The 23,605-nt window shown below is 73.0% G+C and carries 21 protein-coding genes; 16 read left to right on the top strand and 5 right to left on the bottom strand.

Annotated features, from left to right (window positions below; genetic code table 11):
* The first annotated feature begins 2 nt into the window (after positions 1–2).
* The 4 genes from ACZ6S5_RS11330 (at position 3) to ACZ6S5_RS11315 (ending at position 4,682) form a co-directional block, all read left to right on the top strand.
* Positions 3–689 carry an ABC transporter permease gene (locus ACZ6S5_RS11330; protein ID WP_465999880.1) on the top strand — a complete coding sequence of 229 codons (687 nt, stop codon included), beginning with the start codon at positions 3–5 and terminating at the stop codon, positions 687–689.
* On the top strand, positions 686–1,408 hold the full coding sequence (locus tag ACZ6S5_RS11325; protein WP_465999879.1) for an ABC transporter permease: 723 nt from the start codon (positions 686–688) through the stop codon (positions 1,406–1,408). The genes ACZ6S5_RS11330 and ACZ6S5_RS11325 overlap by 4 nt, the downstream gene beginning before the upstream one ends.
* Positions 1,409–1,574: 166 nt before the next feature.
* A complete protein-coding gene (locus ACZ6S5_RS11320) occupies positions 1,575–2,579 on the top strand; it encodes a glycine betaine ABC transporter substrate-binding protein (protein ID WP_465999878.1) in 1,005 nt (334 codons plus the stop codon).
* Between the two features lie 189 nt (positions 2,580–2,768).
* Complete coding sequence (locus ACZ6S5_RS11315; protein WP_465999877.1) at positions 2,769–4,682, top strand: hypothetical protein; 1,914 nt, start codon at positions 2,769–2,771, stop codon at positions 4,680–4,682.
* Positions 4,683–4,886: 204 nt separating this feature from the next.
* On the opposite strand, the gene ACZ6S5_RS11310 is transcribed toward ACZ6S5_RS11315, so the two are convergent.
* Positions 4,887–6,056 carry an NADH-quinone oxidoreductase subunit D gene (locus tag ACZ6S5_RS11310; RefSeq protein WP_465999876.1) on the bottom strand — a complete coding sequence of 390 codons (1,170 nt, stop codon included), beginning with the start codon at positions 6,054–6,056 and terminating at the stop codon, positions 4,887–4,889.
* On the bottom strand, positions 6,053–7,063 hold the full coding sequence (locus ACZ6S5_RS11305; RefSeq protein ID WP_465999983.1) for an SAM-dependent methyltransferase: 1,011 nt from the start codon (positions 7,061–7,063) through the stop codon (positions 6,053–6,055). Before ACZ6S5_RS11305 ends, ACZ6S5_RS11310 begins: the two co-directional genes overlap by 4 nt.
* Before the next feature lie 207 nt (positions 7,064–7,270).
* Here ACZ6S5_RS11305 and ACZ6S5_RS11300 point away from each other — a divergent pair, with 207 nt between their 5' ends.
* The 6 genes from ACZ6S5_RS11300 to nadC all read left to right on the top strand — a co-directional run bounded on the left by ACZ6S5_RS11300 (position 7,271) and on the right by nadC (position 13,265).
* Positions 7,271–8,218, top strand: a complete 948-nt coding sequence (locus ACZ6S5_RS11300) for a Rossmann-like and DUF2520 domain-containing protein (protein WP_465999875.1) — start codon at positions 7,271–7,273, stop codon at positions 8,216–8,218.
* Positions 8,218–9,066, top strand: a complete 849-nt coding sequence (gene panC / locus ACZ6S5_RS11295; RefSeq protein ID WP_465999874.1) for a pantoate--beta-alanine ligase — start codon at positions 8,218–8,220, stop codon at positions 9,064–9,066. Before ACZ6S5_RS11300 ends, panC begins: the two co-directional genes overlap by 1 nt.
* Positions 9,067–9,099: 33 nt before the next feature.
* Positions 9,100–9,528 carry an aspartate 1-decarboxylase gene (panD, locus tag ACZ6S5_RS11290; protein WP_465999873.1) on the top strand — a complete coding sequence of 143 codons (429 nt, stop codon included), beginning with the start codon at positions 9,100–9,102 and terminating at the stop codon, positions 9,526–9,528.
* 203 nt (positions 9,529–9,731) lie between these two features.
* The gene (locus tag ACZ6S5_RS11285) at positions 9,732–10,622 is read left to right on the top strand and encodes a septum formation family protein (RefSeq protein WP_465999872.1); all 891 of its coding nucleotides are present in this window, start codon (positions 9,732–9,734) and stop codon (positions 10,620–10,622) included.
* Positions 10,623–10,683: 61 nt separating this feature from the next.
* Positions 10,684–12,372 carry an L-aspartate oxidase gene (locus tag ACZ6S5_RS11280; RefSeq protein WP_465999871.1) on the top strand — a complete coding sequence of 563 codons (1,689 nt, stop codon included), beginning with the start codon at positions 10,684–10,686 and terminating at the stop codon, positions 12,370–12,372.
* Complete coding sequence (gene nadC / locus ACZ6S5_RS11275; protein ID WP_465999870.1) at positions 12,369–13,265, top strand: carboxylating nicotinate-nucleotide diphosphorylase; 897 nt, start codon at positions 12,369–12,371, stop codon at positions 13,263–13,265. Before ACZ6S5_RS11280 ends, nadC begins: the two co-directional genes overlap by 4 nt.
* Positions 13,266–13,271: 6 nt before the next feature.
* On the opposite strand, the gene ACZ6S5_RS11270 is transcribed toward nadC, so the two are convergent.
* A complete protein-coding gene (locus ACZ6S5_RS11270) occupies positions 13,272–14,372 on the bottom strand; it encodes a hypothetical protein (protein ID WP_465999869.1) in 1,101 nt (366 codons plus the stop codon).
* A gap of 118 nt (positions 14,373–14,490) precedes the next feature.
* Between ACZ6S5_RS11270 and ACZ6S5_RS11265 the strand changes: the two genes are divergently transcribed.
* Positions 14,491–15,249 carry a type III pantothenate kinase gene (locus ACZ6S5_RS11265; RefSeq protein ID WP_465999868.1) on the top strand — a complete coding sequence of 253 codons (759 nt, stop codon included), beginning with the start codon at positions 14,491–14,493 and terminating at the stop codon, positions 15,247–15,249.
* 17 nt (positions 15,250–15,266) lie between these two features.
* On the opposite strand, the gene ACZ6S5_RS11260 is transcribed toward ACZ6S5_RS11265, so the two are convergent.
* Positions 15,267–16,007 (bottom strand): class I SAM-dependent methyltransferase, encoded by a 741-nt coding sequence (locus ACZ6S5_RS11260; RefSeq protein WP_465999867.1) that lies wholly within the window; start codon positions 16,005–16,007, stop codon positions 15,267–15,269.
* Positions 16,008–16,100: 93 nt separating this feature from the next.
* Between ACZ6S5_RS11260 and lysS the strand changes: the two genes are divergently transcribed.
* From lysS to ACZ6S5_RS11245, 3 genes are all read left to right on the top strand, one after another.
* Positions 16,101–17,609: a lysine--tRNA ligase gene (lysS, locus tag ACZ6S5_RS11255; protein ID WP_465999866.1), complete on the top strand. Its 1,509-nt coding sequence runs from the start codon at positions 16,101–16,103 to the stop codon at positions 17,607–17,609.
* 112 nt (positions 17,610–17,721) lie between these two features.
* Complete coding sequence (locus ACZ6S5_RS11250) at positions 17,722–18,072, top strand: histone-like nucleoid-structuring protein Lsr2 (protein ID WP_091267630.1); 351 nt, start codon at positions 17,722–17,724, stop codon at positions 18,070–18,072.
* Between the two features lie 515 nt (positions 18,073–18,587).
* Positions 18,588–21,125, top strand: a complete 2,538-nt coding sequence (locus tag ACZ6S5_RS11245; RefSeq protein WP_355636192.1) for an ATP-dependent Clp protease ATP-binding subunit — start codon at positions 18,588–18,590, stop codon at positions 21,123–21,125.
* 323 nt (positions 21,126–21,448) lie between these two features.
* On the opposite strand, the gene ACZ6S5_RS11240 is transcribed toward ACZ6S5_RS11245, so the two are convergent.
* Positions 21,449–22,354, bottom strand: a complete 906-nt coding sequence (locus ACZ6S5_RS11240; protein WP_465999865.1) for an HhH-GPD family protein — start codon at positions 22,352–22,354, stop codon at positions 21,449–21,451.
* Positions 22,355–22,449: 95 nt separating this feature from the next.
* Between ACZ6S5_RS11240 and ACZ6S5_RS11235 the strand changes: the two genes are divergently transcribed.
* Both ACZ6S5_RS11235 and ACZ6S5_RS11230 read left to right on the top strand, forming a co-directional pair.
* Positions 22,450–22,962, top strand: a complete 513-nt coding sequence (locus ACZ6S5_RS11235) for a glycine cleavage system transcriptional repressor (RefSeq protein WP_465999864.1) — start codon at positions 22,450–22,452, stop codon at positions 22,960–22,962.
* Positions 22,959–23,519, top strand: a complete 561-nt coding sequence (locus ACZ6S5_RS11230) for a peptide deformylase (protein WP_465999863.1) — start codon at positions 22,959–22,961, stop codon at positions 23,517–23,519. The genes ACZ6S5_RS11235 and ACZ6S5_RS11230 overlap by 4 nt, the downstream gene beginning before the upstream one ends.
* Positions 23,520–23,605 lie beyond the last annotated feature (86 nt).

Here is a 23,605-nt window from a genome sequence, read left to right as displayed (position 1 = left end):
GTGTGTCCCTCCACCTGAGCTACCGGGCCGCGCCCGGTAACCCGTGGTTCTCCTGGCAGTACGTGCGGGACAACTCTGACACGATCCTGGCCGCGTTGCGCGACCACACCTGGCTGACCGCCCGGGCCGTGCTGATCGCCGCCCTGGTGGCGCTGCCGCTCGCGGTGGCCGCGTACTGGTTCCGGTCGTTGGCCGGGCCGGTGCTCGCGGTGACCGGGGTGCTCTACACGATCCCGTCGCTGGCGCTCTTCGCCTTCCTGGGGCCGTACCTGGGCATCGGGGCGGTGACCGTGCTCAGCGTGGTGGTGCTGTACGCGCTGCTGGTGATCGTCCGCAACGCGCTGGCCGGGCTCAACCAGGTGCCACCCGAGGTCCGCGAGGCGGCCGAGGGGATGGGGTACGGCCGCTGGGCCCGCCTGTTCCGGATCGAGCTGCCGCTGGCCCTGCCCGGCATCCTCACCGGTCTCCGGCTCGCCACGGTCTCCACGGTCGCCCTGGTCACCGTCGGCGTGGTGGTCGGGCGGGGCGGCCTCGGCCAGCTCATCTTCGCCGGCTTCCAGAACAACTTCTACAAGGCGGAGATCATGACCGGCACGGTGCTCTGCGTGCTGCTGGCACTGGTGCTGGACCTGGTGCTGGCCGGGGTGGGCCGGCTGCTCACCCCCTGGCTCCGCCGGCGGCCCTCATGAACCACATCGGGGAGGCCGTGGTCTGGCTGAACGACCCGCTGAACTGGACCAACCCGGGCGGCGTCCTGGACCGGCTCGGCGAGCACCTGACCATCTCCGCGCTGGCCGTGCTGCTCGGCTGTCTGGTGGCCTGGCCGGTCGGGCTCTGGCTCGGGCACAGCGGCCGGGGCGGGGGTGCCGTGCTGCTGGTGTCCAACGTCACCCTGGCGATCCCGACGCTGGCGCTGCTGACCATCCTGCCGCTGACCTTCCTCGGTTTCGGCCGGCCGGCGGTGGTGGTCGCGCTCGCGGTGTTCGCGGTGCCGCCGCTGCTCGCCAACGCGTACACCGGGGTGCGGCAGGCCGACCCGGAGGCCCGGGACGCGGCGCGCGGCATGGGGCTCTCCGGCGGGCAGCTGCTGCGCCGGGTGGAGCTGCCGCTCGCGGTGCCGTACCTGGCGGCCGGTTTCCGCACCGCCGCGGTGCAGGTGGTCGCCACCGCGGCGCTCGCCTCGTTCGTCAACGGCGGCGGGCTGGGGCAGATCATCCGGGCCGGCTTCGGGCTGGACATCGCCGCCGGAGGTGGGCAGATCATCGCCGGCGGGGTGCTGGTGGCCGGGCTCGCGCTGCTGGTCGAGGGAGTGTTGGCGCTGGTGGAGCGGGTGGTCACGCCGCGTCCGCTGCGCCGCGTACGGCGGGTGGCGAACCGACGTGCGGCGGACGCCACGGCGGGCGGCTGACCGTCCGGTCGGCGCCGGGGTGACGATCCGGTGACGAAAGTCGCTCGGAGTTTGTCGGTCCGGCCTGGAGGATATTGGCTGGACTCGCGGGCGGCCGACCGGATCGCCCGTCGGACACGCGGCCGGCCCGATGTGGGTCGCGCCGGGACACGGAAGGCGGGCACTGATGCTTGCACGTTCACGGCTGGCCGTCGGCGCGCTCGGCGCTGTCGCCGCGGCGGGGCTCCTCACCGGGTGCGGTGACGCGGGCTCGTCCGGCACCGACGCCCCGCAGCAGGGCGCCTCGAGCGCCGGCTGCGCCCCGGTCGCCGGTGACAAGCTGGTCGTCCTGACCGACGACAAGAAGCTCCAGAACACCGACAACGTCCTTCCGGCGATCAACGCCAAGGCGGCCACGCCGCAGCTCGTCGCCGCGCTGGACAAGGTCTCCGCGAAGCTGGACACCCCCAAGCTGATCGAGCTGAACCGCTCGGTCGACGTCGACCGGAAGACCCCGCAGGTCGCGGCGAAGGAGTTCGCCGACGCCAACGGCGTGACCGAGGGCACTCCGAAGGACCAGAGCGGCCAGATCACCGTGGGCGCGGGCAACTTCAGCGAGAGCCAGATCATCGCCGAGCTCTACAAGATCTCGCTCACCGCCGCCGGCTACCAGGTCAAGGTGCAGACCGTCGGCAACCGCGAGCTCTACGAGCCGGCCCTGGAGAAGGGCCAGATCCAGGTCGTCCCGGAGTACGCGGCCACCATGGCCGAGTTCCTCAACACCAAGGCCAACGGCAAGGACGCCCAGCCGGTCTCCTCGCCGGAGCTGGAGAAGACGGTCCAGGCGCTCAAGACCGAGGGCGACAAGGCCGGCATCACCTTCGGCCAGCCGTCCCAGGCGCAGGACCAGAACGCCTTCGCGGTCACCAAGGCGTTCGCCGACAAGTACCAGGTCGCCACGCTCTCCGACCTGGCCGGCAAGTGCTCCGGGCAGGCCACCGTGCTGGCCGGCCCGCCGGAGTGCCCGCAGCGGCCGAAGTGCCAGGCCGGTCTCGTCCAGGTCTACGACTTCAAGGCCGGCTCGTTCAGCTCGCTGGACGCGGGTGGCCCGCAGACCAAGAACGCGCTGAAGACCGGCGCGGCCAGCGTCGGCCTGGTCTTCTCCTCGGACGCGGCGCTCGCCGGCAGCTGACCCAGGCGAGTGGTCCGGCTCGGCGCGGCCGACGCCGGACCCGGAACAGTCGACGGCCGCCGGCCGGTCCGCACCGGACCGCCGGCGGCCGCACCGCACGGCCCGTCATCGGAGACACTGGTCAGCGCCGTTTACATCGATGCCCCCGACCCGTTCCCTCGCGGGGGATCTCTCGGTAGTCTGCCCGCCATGCCCGCCCCGGTCGCCCCCGCCGAGAAGCGCACCCCGCTACTGACCGTCCTGTTCTGGATCGGCGTGGCGCTCGCGCCGCTGGCCGCCCTGATCCTCCTCGTCGCCGACGGTAACGGTCCGCTGCGCTTCGGTGCCGTGCTGGCGATCCTCGCCGTGGTGCTGATCGGCCTGAGCATCGCGCTGCGTCCGGACGGCGGTGGCGGGACAGCCGCGGCCGAGGCGTTGCGGGACGAGATCGAGCAGCTGCGCCGGGAGTTGCGCGGCGAGATCGTGGCCGCCGCGCAGCGCGGCAACCAGGCGCTCGACCAGTCGCAGCGGGCCCAGGAGTCGGTCACCGCGCTGCGTCGCCGGCTGGACGCTGCGGCGGCCGGAATCGCCGCCGCCGCGGGTCTCACCACCGGGGCCGCAGAGGAGCCGGCCGGTGCCCGCGCCCGGGTGCCGTCACAGGAGTCGTACGGCGACCGCCACGACCAGCCCGACCAGGGCGGGACAGGCTGGGGGCGGCCGGCCGTCGACCGGCGTGCTGAGGAAGAGTCCGGCCAGGGTTGGGGGCGGACGCCCGCCGACCGGCGCGGTGAGGACGAGTCCGGCCGCCGCCCGCAGTCCGGCACCCGCTACGGCACCGAGCGCCCGGCCCAGCCGAGCGGCGCCGAACGGCCGCAGGCCGGTGTCTACGGTGCCCCGCGGGCCCCGGAGCCCGACGCCCGGCCGGAGCCCGGCCCCCGTCAGGTCGGCGTGGTACACCACACCGAGACCGTGCACGTCACCACCCGGCACACCATCGTGGACGGCGGGGCCGACCCGACGGCGGCCGGCCGTTACGGCGGATATGCCGGCCGGTGGTCCCCCGAGGAGCGCGGTTTCGGCGGCGGTGAGCCGGAGGACCGGCCCCGATCCGGCTACCGGGACACCGACGACGACCGCGGCTGGGCCGGAGTGGACCGTGGCAGCCCGGTCGAGGACGCCCGGGACGACCGCTCGCGGTCCGGCCGGAGCGCCGACCGGGACGACCGCCCGTGGGCCCGCCAGGGTGCGGGGCGGGACGACCGCTCGTGGGCCGGGCAGGGTGACGATCGGGACGACCGGCCGTGGGCCGGGCAGGGCGCGTCGCGCGAGGAGTGGGCGCGGCCCGGACAGGGTGGGTCCCGGGAGGACGGGGACCGGTCCGCGGACCGTCCCGGCGGTCCGGCCCGGGCGGATTCGTGGGCGGGGGCCCGGAACGAGAGCGACGACCGTGGCTGGTCGGCCGGGCCGGGTGAGCAGCACTCCTGGTCGTCGGGTGGGCCGGCCGACGGGCGTTCCTGGGCGGGCCGGGCCGGCTCGGGCGACGACCGCTCCTGGTCGGACGGCCGGGACGAGCCCGCTCGCGCCGGGCAGGCTGAGGGCTGGGCATCGGCGTACGCCCGAGCCTGGGCGCCGGCGGAGCCGTCCGGGCCGGCCGCCGACTCCGACGACTCGGACGGGGACTACTGGTCCGAGCTGCGCTCCGGCAACCGGTGGGCCTCGGTACGGGACGACGAGCACGCCCGGGAGATCAGAGTCGGCGAGCGGCGGGCGGCGGTGCACGCCGACGGCGGTGGCACCGAGTACCGGGTGGAGGACCGCTGGGCGGCGGTCCGTGAGCCACGCCGTGACCAGGGCGGCGTCTACGGCGGAGCCGTCGAGGAGCCGCGCCGCGACCAGGGCGGCGGCTACGGTGCGAGCTGGGCGGAGGAGAGCCGCCCGGCGCTGCCGGCCGGCGGGGTGCCGGTACCGGACGAGTGGCGGCCGCCGACGCAGCGCAGTGGCCAGGCCGAGTGGCGTCAGGTCGACCCCGAGCCGGTCCGGTACGGCGACGAGCGGTACGGCTACCCGCCGCGCGACGACGCGCCCCGGGCCGGCGGCACCCGCTCCGACGACCGCTGGCGCTGACCGGGGGACCCGGTCCGGCCGCAGGCCCGCCCGCGCCCCGCTCGACTCGTCCCGCGCCCCGCTCGACGCGGGATGCGGCACTCCGGTGCCACCCGCCCGCCGATCACCCCGGAATGCCGCAGCCCGCCCCACCGGCTTGGACCGCCCGCCCCACCCGCCCAGGCCGGCCGTCCCGGCGCGGGCCGCGCGACGGGGCCGGGCGGGTCATTTGTCGATGTCGCCGACCACGAAGAACATCGAGCCGAGGATGGCGATCAGGTCCGGCACCAGGCAGCCGGGGAGCAGGGTGGCCAGCGCCTGCACGTTCGCGTACGACGCGGTCCGCAGCTTGAGCCGCCACGGGGTCTTCTCGCCCCGGGACACCAGGTAGTAGCCGTTGATCCCGAGCGGGTTCTCGGTCCAGGCGTAGGTGTGCCCCTCGGGCGCCTTGACCACCTTGGGCAGTCGGGTGTTCACCGGCCCGGTGAGCCGATCGACCCGGTCCAGGCACTGCTCGGCGAGGTCGAGCGAGGCGTACACCTGGTCGAGCAGCACCTCGAAGCGCGCGTGGCAGTCCCCGGCGGTCCGGGTCACCACCGGCACGTCGAGCTGGTCGTACGCCAGGTAGGGCTCGTCCCGCCGAAGGTCCAGGTCCAGACCGGAGGCCCGGGCGACCGGCCCGGAGGCGCCGAACGCGGCGGCGTCGGCCGCCGACAGCACCCCGACCCCGACGGTGCGGGCCAGGAAGATCTCGTTGCGCCGGATCAGGTGGTCCAGGTCCGGCATCCGGCGGCGGACCTCGCCGATGGCCGCCCGGGCCCGCCCGGTCCAGCCGGCCGGCACCTCCTCCTTGAGCCCGCCGACCCGGTTGAACATGTAGTGGATCCGGCCGCCGGAGACCTCCTCCATCACCGCCTGGATGGTCTCCCGCTCCCGGAACGCGTAGAAGACCGGCGTGATCGCGCCGATCTCCAGCGGGTACGAGCCGAGGAACATCAGGTGGTTGAGCACCCGGTTCAGCTCGGCGAGCGCCATCCGCAGCCAGACCGCGCGCTCGGGCACCTCCATGCCCATCAGCCGTTCCACGGCGAGCACCACGCCCAGCTCATTCGAGAACGCGGAGAGCCAGTCGTGCCGGTTGGCCAGCACGATGATCTGGCGGTAGTCGCGTACCTCGAAGAGCTTTTCCGCGCCCCGGTGCATGTAGCCGATGATCGGCTCGGCGGAGACCACCCGCTCGCCGTCGAGCACCAGCTTCAGCCGCAGCACGCCGTGCGTGGACGGGTGCTGCGGGCCGATGTTCAGCACCATGTCGGTGCCGAGCTGCTCGCCGCCGGCGCCGGTGCCGACGGTCAGTTCGCGGAGGTCGCCGGCGTCCGTGGTCATGTCCGTCATCGTGCCATGACGGCGTCGAGGGCGACGCCGACCGGTTGGAGCAGCCACCAGTGCCCGCCGAGCCCGGCCGGGTCGGTCAGCTCGGCCACCGCCGACGCGGCGGCGAGCGCCCGCACGTACCCGGCGGGGTCCCGCGAGGCCAGGCTCAGCGGCGGTCGCCCGCCGTCGGCCCCGAGCGCCCGCAGCGCCTCCCGCTGCGACATCAGGGTGTACGTACACCGGGCGATCCGCTCACCCGCGGAGGCGGCCGAGTCCATGGCGACGTGCGCGGTCACGTCGCACGACCCGTCCGGCACCGGCGGCACCTGCCGCCCACCCCGGTACCCGGTCAACGTCCCGCCCACCGGCCGCCCGTCCCGCAGATGCCCGTAGTCCACGGCGACCGCCAGCCCCCGCTCAAGGTGCCCCACTGCCGCCGCCCAGGCCTCATCCCGCGTCCGCCCGATCTCCACGCGGCGACCCATTCCGTTGGCCGCGGTGGGCCACCAGTGGGTGAGCCAGGAGGCGTCCTCGGGGGTCAGCCGGTCGCCCACGGACTCCTCGCCGGTGCTCGGGTCGGCCAGCAGGTAGTGCCAGCCGGCCGAGGTGGGCACGGCGAGGTCGAGGGGGACGTTGTCGAGCCACTCGGTGGCCACCAGCAGGCCGGTGATCTTCCCGGGGATCTCGCTTGTCCAGTGGATCTCCGCTGGCAGGTCGCCCGGGCGGGGTGCCCGTTCGACGGCGGTGAGGTGTACGCGCTGGGCCAGCGGGATCGGAGCGGTGGCCGTGGTGGGCAGGGTTTCCCCGGAAACCCCCACGAGCAGCGACCGCAGCAGCTCGCCGTGCCCGGCACCGACGTCCACCACATCGAGCGAAGAAGGATGGCCGAGTGCCGCATCAAGATCATGCAGCAGGCGCAGCAGACAGGCGACGAACACCGGGGAGGCGTGCACGCTGGTGCGGAAGTGGGCAGCCGGCCCGGCCCCCGAGACGAAGAAGCCGTCGGGACCGTAGAGCGCCCGGTCCATCGCCACCCGCCAGGGCAGCCGCTCGGTGGAGGTCACCCGCCGACGGTACGGGCCCCTGAACGCCCCGCCGGGCCGACACCCGTGGTGACCGTTGAAACCACTTCGCGGCAGCCGGTGAAGGTTTTCACACATGCTTGTTCTGGTTCCGTGACCCCGGCGCATACTTGCGATCGACCGGTACCCCCTTCGAGGACTGGATCGACTGCCATGAGCGCACCGCTGCGCCCGCGTCCGGCCGCCCCGCCCGGGCCCGCCGGCGCCCCGCTCGTCTTCCCGCGCACCCTCACCGTCGGCGTGATCGGCGCCGGCCGGGTCGGTGCCGTGCTCGGCGCGGCCCTCGCCGTGGCCGGCCACCGGGTGGTCGCCGTCGCCGGCCGCTCCGGGGCCGCCAAGGCCCGGCTGGCGCTGCTGCTGCCGCAGACCCCGGTCCGCTCGGCGACCGCCGTCGCCCGCGCCGCCACCGACCTGCTGATCGTGGCGGTCCCCGACGACGCCCTCGCCGGCGTGGTCGCCAAGCTCGCCGTGGCCGGCGCGCTGCGCCCCGGCCAGGTCGTGGCGCACACCTCCGGCGCCCACGGGCTGAGCGTCCTCGCCCCGGCCGCGTCCGTCGGCGCCCGACCGCTCGCGCTGCACCCGGCGATGACCTTCACCGGTACGCCGGACGACCTCACCCGCCTCGTCGGCATCTCGTACGGGGTGACCGCCCCGGCCGAGCTGCGCCCGTTCGCCGCCCGGCTGGTCACCGACCTGGGCGGCGTGCCCGAGTGGGTGGCCGAGGGCGACCGGCCGCTTTACCACGCGGCCCTGGCGCACGGCGCGAACCACCTGGTGACCCTGGTCAACGAGGCCGCCGACCGGCTGCGCGACGCCGGGGTGGACCGGCCGGAGAAGGTGCTCGCCCCGCTGCTGCGGGCCGCCCTGGAGAACGCTTTGCGGCTCGGCGACGACGCGCTCACCGGCCCGGTCTCCCGGGGCGACGCGGGCACCGTACGCCGGCACCTGGAGCGACTGGCGGCGACCGCCCCGGAATCCGTAACCCCCTACCTGGCGTTGGCCAGACGGACGGCGGACCGGGCGATCGCCGCCGGCCGGCTGCGGCCGGCGGACGCGGAGTCGCTGCTGGACGTGCTGAGCGGGATGGAGGTGGCGGCCTGATGACCGAGCTGGTGCACACGCGCAAGGAGCTGGCGGCGGCGCGGGACGGCCTGACCGGCCGGGTCGGCGTGGTGATGACCATGGGGGCGCTGCACTCCGGGCACGAGACGCTGCTGCGGGCCGCCCGGGAGCAGGCCGACCACGTGCTCGTCACGATCTTCGTGAATCCGCTCCAGTTCGGCCCGAACGAGGACTTCGACCGGTACCCCCGCACCCTCGACGCCGACCTGGAGATCTGCCGGCGGGCCGGCGCGGACGTGGTCTTCGCCCCGGCGGTGGCCGACATGTACCCGGACGGCCAGCCCAGCGTCCGGGTCAACCCGGGCCCGCTCGGCGAGGACCTGGAGGGGCTGAGCCGCCCCGGCTTCTTCCACGGGGTGCTCACCGTGGTCCTGAAGCTGCTCCAGCTCACCCGCCCCGACCTGGCCTTCTTCGGTGAGAAGGACTACCAGCAGCTGGCCCTGGTCCGGCGGATGGCCCGCGACCTGGACGTGCCGGTGGAGATCGTCGGCGTGCCGACCGTGCGCGAGCCGGACGGCCTCGCCCTCTCCTCGCGCAACCGCTACCTCTCCGCCGAGGAGCGCCGGGCGGCGCTGAGCCTGTCCGCCGCGCTCCGGGCCGGCGACGAGGCCGCCGCGCAGGGTGCGGACGCGGGCGCGGTGCTGGCCGCCGCCCATCGCGGCTTCGACTCCGGTACGCCCGGGGCCCGCCTCGACTACCTGGTGCTCACCGACGCCGACCTGGAGCCGGGGCCGGTCGCCGGGCCGGCCCGGCTGCTGATCGCGGCGTGGGTCGGCACCACCCGCCTGATCGACAACGCGGCGATCCAGCTCACCCCGCGTTCCTGACCACCCATCACGATCCCGCTGAGAGGCACCCCGATGTTCCGGACCATGCTCAAGTCGAAGATCCACCGGGCCACGGTGACCCAGGCCGACCTGCACTACGTCGGTTCGGTGACCGTGGACGAGGACCTGCTCGACGCGGCCGACCTGCTCCCCGGCGAGCAGGTGGCGATCGTGGACATCACCAACGGGGCCCGGCTGGAGACGTACGTGATCCCGGGGCGGCGGGGCAGCGGTGTGATCGGCATCAACGGTGCCGCCGCCCACCTGGTGCACCCCGGTGACCTGGTCATCCTCATCTCCTACGGGCAGATGGACGACGCCGAGGCCCGCGCCTATCGGCCCAAGGTGGTGCACGTCGACGCGGACAACAAGGTGGTGGACCTCTCGACCGACCCCACCACCGCCGCCCCCGGCACCGCCGGCGCCCCCATCCCCAACCCCCTCGCCGCCGCCGTGAACTGACCCCCACTCCCCGGCGATCTTGCACTTCGGGTTGCCCTTTCGGGCGGTAACGACCGGTATGCGAACACCAAAAGTGCAAGATCGCGCGGAGGGGCCGGGGGGCGGGGGCCGGGGGGGGGTGGCGGTGTGTCACCGGAAGGTCATTTGTGGCTACCCTGAGGGGGGCGTCGGGTATCGACGGTCGTGGGTTGGGGGAGGCCGCGATGCGGCGTGCGATGGCGGGTCTGGCCGCCGCGCTGGTGGCGGGGGTCGTGCTGGCCGGCTGCGCCGCCACCCACGGGCTCGACGCGGACCTCACCGACGACTGGCGGGCGTTGCCGCCGGCCGTTGTGTTCACCCCGGCGGCCGCGACCTGCCAGGTCGCCGACTTCACCCCCACGGTCGGGCTGGCCGGCTACGAGCCGGTCGGCTGCGACCTGGCGCACCGGGTGGAGACGGTGCACGTCGGTGCCTTCACCGTCGACCGGGCGGCACCGCCGACCCTCGGCTCCGCCGAGCTGCGCGCCGCGTTCGCCGACTGCGACACGCGGGCCAGCGGGTACGTGGGCGACAACTGGCGGGCCGGCCGGCTCCGGCTGGCCGTGGCGCTGCCCACCGGTCCCGGCTGGGCGGCCGGCGCCCGCTGGTACCGGTGCGACCTGACCGAGTTGACGACGGTCGAGGCGGCGGCCCGGGTGGTGATCCGGACGGGCAGCCTGCGGAACGCACTCAAGGGGCCGTCGCCGCTGCGGCTGGGCTGCCAGCGCACCGGCGGGGACGCCCGGGCGCGCACCCTCGCACCGGTGGACTGCCGCACCGCGCACGACGCCGAGTTCGTCGGGGTGTGGGCGGCGCCGGACAAGCCGTACCCGACGAAGGACGCCGAGTGGGCCCCGTTCTACATCGGCTGCAACACGGCCCTGGCGAAGTACGTCGGCGTGCCCGACGACCCGATCCTGCGCTTCCGCAGCGGCGTGGTGGTACGCCCACCCGGCGCCGGCCGGTGGACCGCCGGTGACCGGGGCGTCCGCTGCTACCTGTGGCTCGCCGACCGGACGGTGACCGCCTCGCTCAAGGGCGCCGGGCCGGCCGGCCTGCCGGTCCGGACGAGGTAGCCGAAACCACTCGTCCCGCCCCCGCCGCCCGGGATGAGAGGCCTTCGGGTTGACTGTGCCCATGGACCTTCCGACCGTCGAACTGCCGGCCCTGCCCCGGCTGCTCGCCGCGCCCGCCCCCGGCTGGGTGGAGACCACCGACGTGATCGTGGTTGGCTCCGGGGTCGCCGGGCTCACCGCCGCGCTGCACCTGCGCGAGGCGGGGCTGCACGTCACGGTGGTCACCAAGGTCGACATGGACGAGGGCTCCACCCGCTGGGCGCAGGGCGGCATCGCCGCCGTGCTCGACCCGGCCGACACCCCGGCCGCGCACGCGTACGACACCGAGGTGGCCGGCGTCGGCCTCTGCGACCCGGCGGCGGTCCGGGTGCTGGTGGAGGAGGGCCCGACCCGGCTGCGCGAGCTGATGCGGATCGGCGCGGAGTTCGACCGCAACCCGGACGGCTCGCTGATGCTCACCCGGGAGGGCGGCCACCGGGCCGACCGGATCGTGCACGCCGGCGGCGACGCCACCGGGGCCGAGGTGCAGCGGGCGCTGCACGCCGCGGTCCACCGCGACCCGTGGATCCGGCTGGTCGAGCACGCCCTGGTCCTGGACCTGCTGCGCGCCCCCGGCGACGGCCCCGACGGGCTCGGCCCGGCCTGCGGCATCACCCTGCACGTGCTCGGCGAGGGCAGCGAGGACGGCGTCGGGGCGATCCTGGCCCGGGCGGTGGTGCTGGCCACCGGCGGCATGGGTCAGGTCTTCGCGGCCACCACCAATCCGGCGGTCTCCACCGGCGACGGGGTGGCGCTGGCCATGCGGGCCGGCGCGGCGGTCACCGATGTGGAGTTCGTCCAGTTCCACCCGACCGCGCTGATCGTGCCGGCGGGCGGCCCCGGCGCCGGCCTGGCCCAGCAGCCGCTGGTCTCCGAGGCGTTGCGCGGCGAGGGCGCCCACCTGGTCGACGGCGACGGCAAGCGGTTCATGGTCGGTCAGCACGAGCTGGCCGAGCTGGCCCCCCGGGACGTGGTCGCCAAGGGCATCCACCGGGTGCTGCTGGCCACCGGCGCGGACCACGTCTGGCTGGACGCCCGCCACCTCGGCGGGGATTTCCTGGCCGGAAGGTTCCCGACCATCGTGGCCTCCTGCCTGGCCATCGGCGTGGACCCGGCCACCGACCTGATCCCGGTCGCCCCGGCCGCCCACTACGCTTCCGGCGGCGTCCGTACCGACCTGCGCGGCCGCACCTCCATCCCCGGCCTGTACGCCTGCGGCGAGGTGGCCTGCACAGGCGTGCACGGCGCGAACCGGCTGGCCAGCAACTCGCTGCTGGAGGGGCTGGTCTTCTCCCGCCGGATCGCCGAGGACATCGCCGCCGGGCTGCCCGAGCAGGCCCGGCCGGCGGAGACCGGCGCGTGGGTGGGCGGCCAGGGCTGGCTGGTGCCGGCCGGGGGCACGGCGGCCCTGCAACGGGCGATGACCCGCGGCGCGGGCGTGCTCCGCTCGGCGCAGACCCTGACCGCCACCGCGGGCACGCTGGCCGAGCTGGGGCAGGGCCGGGGCGTCCCGCGGACCGCCGACTGGGAGGCAACCAACCTGATCACCGTGGCGTCGACCCTGGTCGCCGCCGCGTACGCCCGCCGGGAGACCCGGGGTTGCCACTGGCGGGAGGACTTCCCCATCGCCGACGACCGGTGGCTGGGTCACCTCGTCGGCGGCATCGGGGCGGAGTACCGGTTGACCGAACGCTGGGAGGCGTCAGCATGAGGGAGTCGACGGAGCGGGCGCTGCGGGACGGTGGCCTGGACCCGGATCGGGTACGACGGGTGATCGTCGACGCGTTCGCCGAGGACCTCGGTCCCGACTTCCTCGACGTCACCAGCGTCGCCACCATCCCCGAGGCGCAGAACGACACCGGGGACCTGGTCGCCCGGGAGGCCGGCGTGGTGGCCGGGCTGCCGGTGGCGGCGGCCGTGTTCGAGCTGGTGGGCGAGGTGACCGGCGCCGGCCGTACGGTCGAGGTGTCGCTGGTGGCCCACGACGGGCAGCGGGTGGCGCGCGGCGACGTGCTGGCCACGGTGACCGGCCCGACCCGGCTGCTGCTCACCGCCGAGCGCACCGCGCTCAACCTGCTCTGCCGGATGTCCGGGGTGGCCACCCACACCCGGGCCTGGGCCGACGCCCTGGCCGGCACGAAGGCGACCGTGCTCGACACCCGCAAGACCACTCCCGGCCTGCGGGCCCTGGAGAAGTACGCGGTGCGGGCCGGCGGCGGCACCAACAAGCGGATGGGCCTGCACGACGTCGCCATGATCAAGGACAACCACAAGGTCGCCGCCGGCGGGATCGCGGCCGCCTACCACCGGGTCCGGGAGGCGTTCCCGGATGTGCCGGTGCAGGTCGAGGTGGACACCCTGGCCGAGGCGGTGGAGGCGGTGGAGGCCGGCGCCGACTTCCTGCTGCTGGACAACATGACCCCGGCGCAACTGCGCGAGGTGGTCGCCGCGGTGGGTGACCGGGCCGAACTGGAGGCGACCGGCGGGCTGACCCTGCCGGTGGCGGCCGAGTACGGCGCGACCGGTGTCGACTTCCTCTCGGTGGGCGCGCTGACCCATTCGTCGCCGATCCTGGACATCGCCCTGGACCTGCGGGAGGAGTAAGGGGGGTCAGGTCAGCCGCTTGGTCAGCGTGGCGGCCGGAGCCAGGTTGAAGATGACCTGGTTCTCGGTGTCGTCCCGGGCGTCCAGGCCGTACTTGGCGCGGAAGAGCTGGAGCGCGCGGTGATAGACCTCGGGTTCCAGCTCGTCCGCCTCGCCGAGGGCGAACGCCTGGCCGCCCGCCTCCGGGCGGTCCAGCACCACGGTCAACCCGGCCAGCCCGTGCCGCGCCACGTTGCGGACCAGGTCGGTGCCGGCGATGTACCAGGTGCCGTCGACGCGGACGTAGCGGGCCTCGCAGGACTCCAGCTCGACGTCCCCGCGTCGCAGGCAGACATCGACGGCGAGGCAGCCGTCGAGGTCGCCGATCGGCGCGGTCTCCCACAGCTCGGTGAACCGGTCCTCGACGAACTCGCCGAGTGGCGTGGAGACGAACGCCTCCAGTTGCTGGGCGTCGAAGGTCTTGCCGGTGACCGGGAAGAACGAGATGAAGGCCTTGTGGTCCCAGCGGTACATCTGCACGGAGGGAGCGGTGACGTAGGTCCGTACCTGGAGCCGGGACCGGGCGGCCGGCGCGAGCTGCTGCTGGAGCCGACCGAAGTGGTAGAGGTTGCTCATGATCGCGATGGCGGTGTCGGCCCGGCGCAGTTCCTCGGCGCGCAACCGGACCGCGGGTGAATCCGGGTCGAGCAGCAGCACCTTGACCGTCGCGCCGTTGCCGAGCGCGGACCGCAGCGCGGCCAGGAAGCGCGGCGTGTAGGGGCCCTCCAGCATGCTGGTGAAGGTCTCCAGGATCACCACGAACTCCCGGGACTGCGCGACCCGCTGGATCAGGGCGTCCCGGTCGAGGCGGGGGTGCTCGATGATGGTCGCCGTCTGGAGTTCGCGGAAGAGCGGGTTGAGCACCAGGTAGGTCAGCAGCGTCATGATCAGCGCGGCGCCGATGTTGAGGTAGAGGTCGCCGAGGAAGGTCTGCCCGTCGCGTCGCTCGGACCGCCAGGCCTGGACGATCATCCACAGCGCGCCGCCGGCCAGCGCCGCCAGCACGAGCACGTGCCGCCGGCGCCGGTGCAGGGCGTTGCGGCCACGTATCCACCACATCCTCGACATGTCCGCTCCCCGTCGGGCCGTGCCGTGGATAGAAAAATGTTCATACCGTGATGGGTCAAGGATACGGTTCGTCCGGCGCTCCGCGCCCGCCCCGCGGTGGGTTGTCTAGGCTGCGGTCGTGCTGCTCTGCATCGACATCGGAAACACCAACACCGTGCTGGCGACCTTCGACGGCGACAAGCTGGTGCACTCCTGGCGAATCAAGACCGACGCCCGGTCCACGGCGGACGAGCTGGGTCTGATGTTCCGGGGGCTGCTGGCCGGTGACGCCGTGGAGATCACCGGGGTGGCCGCCTGCTCGACGGTGCCGGCCGCGCTGCGCTCACTGCGCACCATGCTGTCCCGCTACTACGCGGACCTGCCCAGCGTGATCGTCGAGCCCGGGGTACGCACCGGGGTGCAGCTCGCCATCGACAACCCGAAGGAGGTGGGCGCGGACCGGGTGGTGAACACCCTGGCCGCGTACACCCTCTACGGCGGGCCGTCGATCGTGGTCGACTTCGGCACCACCACCAACTTCGACGTGATCAGCGGTCGGGGCGAGTTCCTCGGCGGCGCGTTCGCGCCGGGCATCGAGATCTCCTTCGACGCGCTCGCCGCCCGCGCGGCCCAGCTGCGGAAGGTGGAGGCGACGAAGCCGCGGTCGGTGATCGGCAAGAACACCGTGGAGTGCCTCCAGGCCGGCCTCTACTTCGGCTTCGCCGGCCAGGTGGACCGGATCGTCGAGCGGATGACCGAGGAGTTGGGCGAGGTGAAGGCGGTGATCGCCACCGGCGGGCTGGCCTCGCTGGTGCTCCACGAGTGCCGGACGATCACCCATCACGAGCCGATGATCACGTTGATCGGCCTGCGGATGGTCTACGAGCGCAACACGTGATCTTTGTGGGAGGTGCTTCAGCGCCGCCGGGATTTGAGGACCAGGGTGCGGTAGGGCAGGTCCACGGTTTCCCGGCCGGTCAGGTCCGGATGGGTGTGGAAGAGGTCCCGGAGCCCCTGGTCGATCCGTTCCTGCTCGCTTGGCCCCGCGGTGAGCCAGTAGGAGCGGGTGTGCAGCATGGCGACCACCTCGGCGGGGGTGAGTGTGGTCGTGTGGGCGAATTCGCCCAGCTCCACCGGCGCGAAGGCGGGACCGAAGTCGCCGTACTTGTCGACCACGTTGCCGGCGTTGTCGCCGAGGTGGGCGATCCGGGTCAGCTCCGCCACCCAGGCCACCCGCTCGTCGCGGGTGTTCCAGATCGGGGCGAAGGTGCCGCCCGGCCGGAGCACCCGGGCGATCTCCGCGTGCGCCGGCTCCTTGTCGAACCAGTGGTAGGCCTGCCCGACCAGCACCGCGTCCGCCGACCCGTCCGGCAGCGGCACCGACTCGGCGCTGCCGGCCAGCGCCGTCGCGCCCGGGGTGGCGACCGCCAGTTGCGCCCGCATCCCCGGATCCGGTTCCACGGGTACGACCTCATGCCCGAGCCCGAGCACGCCGCGGCTGAGGATGCCGGTGCCCGCGCCCAGGTCCACCACCCGGGCCGGGGCGGTCAGCCCGTCCAGCGCCCAGCGCAGCGCCTCCTCGGGATAGCGGGGGCGGAATCGGTCGTACTCGGCGGCGGCCGCGCCGAAGGAGAGCGCGTGAGTGGGGTCCGTCATGGGCGGCAGGTTATCCCGTAACGGCCGGCAGGGGCCTTGAGTACGCTCATGGGCTGACCCGCCGATATTTTCACCAAGCCTGAGGAAGCTGCCGTGACCGAGCAGAACGCCCTGCCAGTGGATCCCGCCGACGACCTTCCGGAGCAGATGAAGGTCCGCCGGGAGAAGCGGGACCGGATGCTCGCCGAGGGCGTCGAGCCGTACCCGATCGGTTTCCCCCGGACCACCACCCTGGCGGCGATCCGCGAGCGGTACGCCGACCTGCCCACCGACACCGCCACCGGCGACCGGGTCTCGGTCACCGGTCGGGTGATCTTCGTCCGCAACACCGGCAAGCTCTGCTTCGCCACCCTGCGGGACGGGGACGGCACCGAGCTGCAGGCGATGCTCTCGCTCGACCGGGTCGGCGCGGAGCGGCTGGACGACTGGAAGCGCCTGGTCGACCTCGGCGACCACGTGGGGGTCACCGGTGAGGTGATCACCAGCCGGCGCGGCGAGCTGTCGGTGCTGGCCGAGGAGTGGGCGGTCACCGCCAAGGCGCTCCGCCCACTGCCCGTGGCGCACAAGCCGCTGAGCGAGGAGGCCCGGGTCCGCCAGCGGTACGTGGACCTGGTGGTCCGCCCGCAGGCACGGCAGATGGTGCGTACCCGGGCGACCGCGGTGCGCAGCCTGCGCGACACCCTGCACAACCAGGACTTCCTCGAGGTCGAGACCCCGATGCTCCAGTTGCTGCACGGCGGCGCGGCGGCCCGCCCATTCGTGACCCACAGCAATGCGCTGAACACCGATCTGTATCTGCGAATCGCGCCGGAACTGTTTCTGAAGCGGGCCGTGGTCGGTGGCGTGGACCGGGTCTTCGAGATCAACCGCAACTTCCGTAATGAGGGCATCGACTCTTCGCACTCGCCCGAGTTCGCGATGCTCGAGGCCTACCAGGCGTACGGCGACTACAACACCATGGCCGAGCTGACCCGAAATCTGGTGCAGCAGGCGGCGATCGCGGTCGCCGGCTCGACCGTCGTCACCCACGCTGACGGCCGCGAGTTCGATCTCGGCGGCGAGTGGCGCTCGGTCACGCTCTTCGGTGTCCTTTCCGAGGCGCTGGGCGAGGAGGTCACCGTCCGCACCGAAAAGTCCCGCCTGGTCGAGTACGCGGACAAGGTCGGGCTTTCCGTCGACCCGAAGTGGGGCCCGGGCAAGCTGGCCGAGGAACTCTTCGAGGAGTTGGTCGTCCCGTCGCTCCAGGCGCCCACCTTCGTGCGCGACTACCCGGAGGAGACCAGCCCGCTGACCCGGGCGCACCGCAGCGAGCCGGGGTTGGCCGAGAAGTGGGACCTCTACGTCCTCGGCTTCGAGCTGGGCACCGCGTACTCCGAGCTGGTCGACCCGGTGGTGCAGCGGGAGCGGCTGGTGGCCCAGGCGCAGCTCGCCGCCCGCGGCGACGACGAGGCCATGCGACTGGACGAGGACTTTCTCCGGGCGATGGAGTACGGAATGCCGCCGGCCGGCGGTATGGGAATGGGAATCGACCGTCTTCTGATGGCGCTGACGGGCCTCGGAATTCGGGAAACGATCCTGTTCCCGTTGGTCCGGCCGGAGTAGTGCCACACCGTCTCCGGGTCGTTACCGCCACCTATTGACGCGGCAAGCATCGGTCGGGTTATTGTGCTCCTGTATTGCAGGAGCACAACCCTGCTCGAAAGGAATGTGGGACGTGGCCAAGCAGATCATTCACAAGCTGGTCGATGACCTGGACGGCGGGGACGCTGACGAGACCGTCAAGTTCGCGCTCGACGGTGTGCAGTACGAGATCGACCTCTCGGCTTCCAACGCTGAAAAATTGCGCGACGTATTCGCTCAGTACATCGCGCACGGGACCAAGGTCGGTCGCGGCGGGGTGGTCGTGGGCGGCCGGGCCGCGCGTGGTCGGGGCGGCGCGACCGCCGACCGCGAGCAGAACAAGGCCATCCGGGCCTGGGCCAAGAAGGCCGGGAAGGACATCTCCGACCGGGGCCGGATCCCGCAGGAGATCGTCGACGAGTACCACGCGAAGGCGGGCCACTGACCGACCTCGCAGGGGCGACACCGACGCCGGACCGGAGTGTGACTCCGGGCCGGCGTCGCCGTTTCCGCCCTGCCGCGTCGTCTGTCCGGTCCGCGCTGACCTGCCGGGTGCCGCACCCGAGGGGGTCCCGGACGGCCCTTCGGGGCCGGGAAGAAACCGGGGCCGGGGGTAGTTGTCCACAGGCAGTGGAAATTCCATCCACAGGGTGTGGATGACCGGCGGTCGGCGTCGAAGCCGCCCGGGTCCGGGGTCGCCCGGGAGGTCACGACCGGCCTTTTCCACCGACGGTCGAATTTCGCTCTGCGCGTACAGGCAGGGGTACCGGAACACCTCCTGAGCGCGGACGGTTGTCAGAAACGACGCGTGAACGGCCATTCGCGAGGACACACGACCTCAGCGGAGTCGGTCCGCGGCGATAGAGTAAGGAGGCACGGACGTCCGTCCCGGACGTCCGCGCACCGGCCCCGCCAAGATCTTGACCATCAAGGCGCACGGCACGTGAGGAGCACGAGGGCATGTTCGAGCGGTTCACCGACCGAGCGCGACGGGTTGTCGTCCTGGCCCAGGAAGAGGCCCGGATGCTCAACCACAACTACATCGGTACGGAGCACATCCTGCTGGGCCTGATCCACGAGGGTGAGGGTGTCGCGGCAAAGGCCCTGGAGAGCCTCGGCATCTCCCTCGAGGGCGTCCGTCAGCAGGTCGAGGAGATCATCGGCCAGGGCCAGCAGGCGCCGAGCGGGCACATCCCGTTCACGCCGCGGGCCAAGAAGGTGCTGGAGCTGTCGCTGCGCGAGGCGCTGCAGCTCGGCCACAACTACATCGGCACGGAGCACATCCTGCTCGGTCTGATCCGTGAGGGTGAGGGCGTCGCCGCCCAGGTGCTGGTCAAGCTTGGTGCGGACCTCAACCGGGTTCGCCAGCAGGTGATCCAGCTGCTCTCCGGCTACCAGGGCAAGGAGCCGGCCGCGGCGGGCGCCGCGCCGGGTGAGGCCGCGCCGTCGACCAGCCTGGTGCTGGACCAGTTCGGCCGCAACCTGACCCAGGCCGCCCGCGAGGGCAAGCTCGACCCGGTCATCGGGCGCGAGAAGGAAATCGAGCGGGTCATGCAGGTGCTCTCCCGCCGTACCAAGAACAACCCCGTCCTGATCGGTGAGCCCGGCGTCGGTAAGACCGCCGTGGTGGAGGGCCTGTCCCAGAAGATCATCAAGGGCGAGGTGCCCGAGACGCTGAAGGACAAGCAGCTCTACACGCTCGACCTCGGTGCGCTGGTCGCCGGTTCCCGCTACCGCGGTGACTTCGAGGAGCGCCTCAAGAAGGTGCTCAAGGAGATCCGCACCCGGGGCGACATCATCCTGTTCATCGACGAGATCCACACCCTGGTGGGTGCGGGTGCCGCCGAGGGCGCGATCGACGCCGCCAGCATCCTCAAGCCGATGCTGGCCCGTGGTGAGCTGCAGACCATCGGCGCCACCACCCTCGACGAGTACCGCAAGCACCTGGAGAAGGACGCCGCTCTCGAGCGCCGCTTCCAGCCGATCCAGGTGGGTGAGCCGTCGCTGGCCCACACCATCGAGATCCTCAAGGGCCTGCGGGACCGTTACGAGGCGCACCACCGGGTGAGCATCACCGACGCCGCGCTGGTGGCGGCGGCGACGCTCGCCGACCGGTACATCTCCGACCGCTTCCTGCCGGACAAGGCGATCGACCTGATCGACGAGGCCGGTGCCCGGATGCGCATCCGCCGGATGACCGCGCCGCCAGACCTGCGTGACTTCGACGAGCGGATCGCCCAGGTCCGCCGCGACAAGGAGTCCGCGATCGACGCGCAGGACTTCGAGCGGGCCGCTCAGCTCCGCGACAAGGAGAAGCAGCTCCTCGGCCAGAAGGCCCAGCGTGAGAAGGAGTGGAAGGCCGGTGACCTGGACGTCGTCAGCGAGGTCGACGACGAGCAGATCGCCGAGGTGCTCGGCAACTGGACCGGCATCCCGGTCTACAAGCTGACCGAGGAGGAGACGTCGCGCCTGCTGCGCATGGAGGACGAGCTGCACAAGCGCGTCATCGGCCAGGAGGACGCGGTCAAGGCGGTCTCGAAGGCGATCCGGCGTACCCGGGCCGGCCTGAAGGACCCGAAGCGCCCGTCCGGCTCGTTCATCTTCGCCGGCCCGTCCGGTGTGGGTAAGACCGAGCTCTCCAAGGCGCTCGCCGAGTTCCTGTTCGGCAGCGAGGACGCCCTCATCCAGCTGGACATGTCCGAGTTCCACGACCGGTACACGGTGTCCCGGCTGGTGGGTGCCCCTCCCGGCTACGTCGGCTACGACGAGGGCGGGCAGCTGACCGAGAAGGTGCGTCGTCGGCCGTTCTCGGTGGTCCTCTTCGACGAGATCGAGAAGGCCCACCCGGACGTGTTCAACACGCTCCTCCAGATCCTGGAGGACGGGCGGCTCACCGACGGCCAGGGTCGGATCGTGGACTTCAAGAACACGGTCATCATCCTGACCACCAACCTCGGTACGCGGGACGTCGCCAAGGCGGTGTCGCTGGGCTTCCAGGCCTCTGAGGACTCCGAGTCCAACTACGACCGGATGAAGCAGAAGGTCAACGACGAGCTCAAGCAGCACTTCCGGCCCGAGTTCCTGAACCGGATCGACGACACCATCGTCTTCCACCAGCTGCGCGAGAACGAGATCCTGTCGATCGTCGACATCATGATCGCCCGGATCGAGACCCAGCTGCGGAACAAGGACATGGGTCTGGAGCTGACCGACAACGCCAAGAAGTACCTGGCGAAGAAGGGCTTCGACCCGGTGCTGGGCGCGCGGCCGCTGCGTCGCACGATCCAGCGCGACATCGAGGACAACCTGTCCGAGCGGATCCTCTTCAACGAGCTGACCCCGGGTCAGATCGTGGTGGTGGACTGCGAGGGCGACCCGAGCAACATCGACAAGTCCAAGCTCGTCTTCCGGGGCGCCGACCGGCCGGTGGCCGTGCCGGACGCGGTCCCGGCCGACCTCGGCGGCACCGCCGCCACGGGCGCGGACGACGCGGCGTAAGCGTCGGGCAGATCTGACACAGGGCGGCGGCCCCGATCGGCGAAAGCCGGTCGGGGCCGCCGCCTTTTGCGTGCCCACCCCACCCCGGCCGACCCCCCCGGGCTCTCACGGCGTGCGGCAGGTCGCCCCTTCGCGGCCGCCGGAGACCCCAACCTGCCGCAACCCGAGTCGATCACCCCGTCCGCGACCCGGGCCGGCCTTGAACCACTCCAGGTCGGCGAGGTGGCGGGGTAGCGGGCGGCGGGACGCCGCAACATCGGCGAGGTGGTGCGGGTGGGGGCTGCGGGATGCCGCAAGGTCGCCGGTGCCGTGGGCCGGCTGGGTCAGGGGTGGGGGAGGGGGACGGGAGGGCCGTCGCCGACCAGGCGGAAGGACTCCTCGCCGGCCGGCTCGACCAGGCCGTCGGTGACCAGCCCGGCCAGCGCCCGGGCCCGCTGCACGTCGTCGGGCCAGACCTGGTCCAGCCGCTGGTGCGGCACCGGACCGGTGGCCTCCCTCAGCACCGCGAGCAGCAGGCCGCGTACCTGCCGGTCGGTGCCGGCGTACCGCTGAGGGCGGCGGGTCGGACCGGCCGGCGCCTCCTGGCCGGAGGCCCGCCAGGCGCAGACCGACTCGACCGGGCACACCGCGCAGCGCGGCGCGCGGGCAGTGCAGACCACCGCCCCGAGTTCCATGAGGGCGGCACTGGCCAGGGCCGCGGCGGCGGGCTCCGCCGGCAGCAGTTCCTCGGTGGCGACCAGGTCGGCGGGGCGGGTGGCCGGCCCGGCGTCCGGCTCGCCGGCGACGGCCCGGCAGACCACCCGACGGACGTTGGTGTCCACCACCGGGTGCCGCTGCCCGTACGCGAAGGCGGCCACCGCCCGGGCCGTGTACGTGCCGACCCCCGGCAGCGCCAGCAACTGGTCCAGCCGGTCGGGCACCGTACCGCCGTGCCGCTCCACGATCGCCACCGCACAGTCGCGCAGCCGGACCGCCCGGCGGGGGTAGCCGAGCCGTCCCCACATCCGGATCGCCTCGGCCGGGGTGTCCTCGGCGAGCGCGGCCGGGGTGGGCCAGCGGGCCAGCCACGCCTCCCAGGCGGGTAGCACCCGGACCACCGGCGTCTGCTGGAGCATGACCTCGCTGACCAGGATCGCCCAGGCACCGACGCCCGGCTCGCGCCACGGCAGGTCGCGGGCGTTCCGCTCGTACCAGCGGCTGACCAGGGTGGCGAACGTGGGCTCAGTCATCGCGCCGCCGATGATGTCACGGGCGGCTTTCCCGGAGGATGGGCGGGCCGGCGGGGCCCTGCGGACGACCAGCGGCGACGGGGCAGAATGTCCGGATGAACGAGCTCGCGATCACCGTCATCGGCCGGGACCGGCCGGGCATCGTGGCCGATGTCGCCGAGGCCCTCGCGCGGCTCGGCGCGAACCTCACCGACTCCACGATGACCCGGTTGCGGGGACACTTCGCGATGACCCTGATCTGTGTCGGCCCGGCCGCCGTGGACGTCGAGGCCGCGCTGGCCCCGCTCGCCGCCGACGGCCAGCTGCTGGCCACCGTACGAGCGGTCACCCCCGACGGGCAGACCGAGTCGGCCGGCGAGCCGTACGTCATGGCGGTGCACGGCGCGGACCGGATGGGCATCGTGGCCGCGATGACCCGGGTACTGGCCGACGCCGGCGGCAACGTCACCGATCTGAGCACCCGGCTGACCGGCTCGCTCTACGTGGTGGTCGCCGAGGTGGAACTGCCGCCGGGCAGCTCCGACGAGGTCGCCGGGCGGCTCGCCCGTACCGCTGCCGAGCTTGGCGTGGGCGTCAGCCTCCGGCCGGCGGACACGGATCTGCTGTGACGGCCGGCTACGCGGGCCTGGGTGGCTGGACCCCGGAGGCGCTGGGCCCGGCGGGTGAGGTGCGGGCCGTGGTGTCCGCCCCCGACCCGGTGCTCAGCCGGCCGGGGCCGGAGGTGGATCCGAAATCCGACGAGGTGGTACGCCTCGCCGCCGACCTGGTCGCCACCATGCGCGTCTCGCCCGGCTGCGTCGGCCTCGCTGCCCCGCAGGTCGGGGTGAGTGCCCAGGTCTTCGCCGTGGACGTGACCGGCCATCCGAAGGCGATGACCGTGCACGGCGTCTTCGTGCTCTGCAACGCCAGGGTGGTCGAGGCGACCCGCTGGAAGGCCGGGCGGGAGGGCTGCATGTCGGTGCCCGACCTGACCGGCGACGTGAAGCGGGCCAGTCGCCTGGTGGTGGAGGGCATGCTCCCCGGCACCGGGGAGCCGGTCCGGCTGGTCACCGACGGGTTCGAGGCGCGGGCGCTCCAGCACGAGATCGACCACTGCGAAGGCCTGCTCTTCCTCGACCGGGTCGCCGGGGCGCACGCCGTCTATCAGCGCAAGGTCTATCTCTGACCGGCCGTGATCCGTCGGCCGCGCGCGGTGACGGAGCCGTCCACAGTGGAAGGCTCGGGGGGTGTCCGGGGCGCGTACCGGCGCGT

The sequence above is a fragment of the Micromonospora sp. NPDC051924 genome, assembly GCF_055586005.1.
The sequence above is the reverse complement of the archived record's forward strand: the minus strand, read 5'-3'. Positions and strand labels throughout refer to the sequence as shown.

Excerpts from the sequence above, each read along its gene's own strand:
- ACZ6S5_RS11315 (WP_465999877.1), top strand. The coding sequence starts at position 2,769 with ATGCCCGCCCCGGTCGCCCCCGCCGAGAAGCGCACCCCGCTACTGACC.
- ACZ6S5_RS11240 (WP_465999865.1), bottom strand. The coding sequence starts at position 22,354 with ATGACTGAGCCCACGTTCGCCACCCTGGTCAGCCGCTGGTACGAGCGG.
- ACZ6S5_RS11310 (WP_465999876.1), bottom strand. The coding sequence starts at position 6,056 with ATGACGGACATGACCACGGACGCCGGCGACCTCCGCGAACTGACCGTC.
- ACZ6S5_RS11305 (WP_465999983.1), bottom strand. The coding sequence starts at position 7,063 with ATGGACCGGGCGCTCTACGGTCCCGACGGCTTCTTCGTCTCGGGGGCC.
- panD (WP_465999873.1), top strand. The coding sequence starts at position 9,100 with ATGTTCCGGACCATGCTCAAGTCGAAGATCCACCGGGCCACGGTGACC.
- ACZ6S5_RS11235 (WP_465999864.1), top strand. The coding sequence starts at position 22,450 with ATGAACGAGCTCGCGATCACCGTCATCGGCCGGGACCGGCCGGGCATC.
- ACZ6S5_RS11280 (WP_465999871.1), top strand. The coding sequence starts at position 10,684 with ATGGACCTTCCGACCGTCGAACTGCCGGCCCTGCCCCGGCTGCTCGCC.
- ACZ6S5_RS11245 (WP_355636192.1), top strand. The coding sequence starts at position 18,588 with ATGTTCGAGCGGTTCACCGACCGAGCGCGACGGGTTGTCGTCCTGGCC.
- ACZ6S5_RS11325 (WP_465999879.1), top strand. The coding sequence starts at position 686 with ATGAACCACATCGGGGAGGCCGTGGTCTGGCTGAACGACCCGCTGAAC.
- panC (WP_465999874.1), top strand. The coding sequence starts at position 8,218 with ATGACCGAGCTGGTGCACACGCGCAAGGAGCTGGCGGCGGCGCGGGAC.
- ACZ6S5_RS11320 (WP_465999878.1), top strand. The coding sequence starts at position 1,575 with ATGCTTGCACGTTCACGGCTGGCCGTCGGCGCGCTCGGCGCTGTCGCC.
- nadC (WP_465999870.1), top strand. The coding sequence starts at position 12,369 with ATGAGGGAGTCGACGGAGCGGGCGCTGCGGGACGGTGGCCTGGACCCG.
- ACZ6S5_RS11285 (WP_465999872.1), top strand. The coding sequence starts at position 9,732 with ATGCGGCGTGCGATGGCGGGTCTGGCCGCCGCGCTGGTGGCGGGGGTC.
- ACZ6S5_RS11260 (WP_465999867.1), bottom strand. The coding sequence starts at position 16,007 with ATGACGGACCCCACTCACGCGCTCTCCTTCGGCGCGGCCGCCGCCGAG.
- ACZ6S5_RS11300 (WP_465999875.1), top strand. The coding sequence starts at position 7,271 with ATGAGCGCACCGCTGCGCCCGCGTCCGGCCGCCCCGCCCGGGCCCGCC.
- ACZ6S5_RS11270 (WP_465999869.1), bottom strand. The coding sequence starts at position 14,372 with ATGTCGAGGATGTGGTGGATACGTGGCCGCAACGCCCTGCACCGGCGC.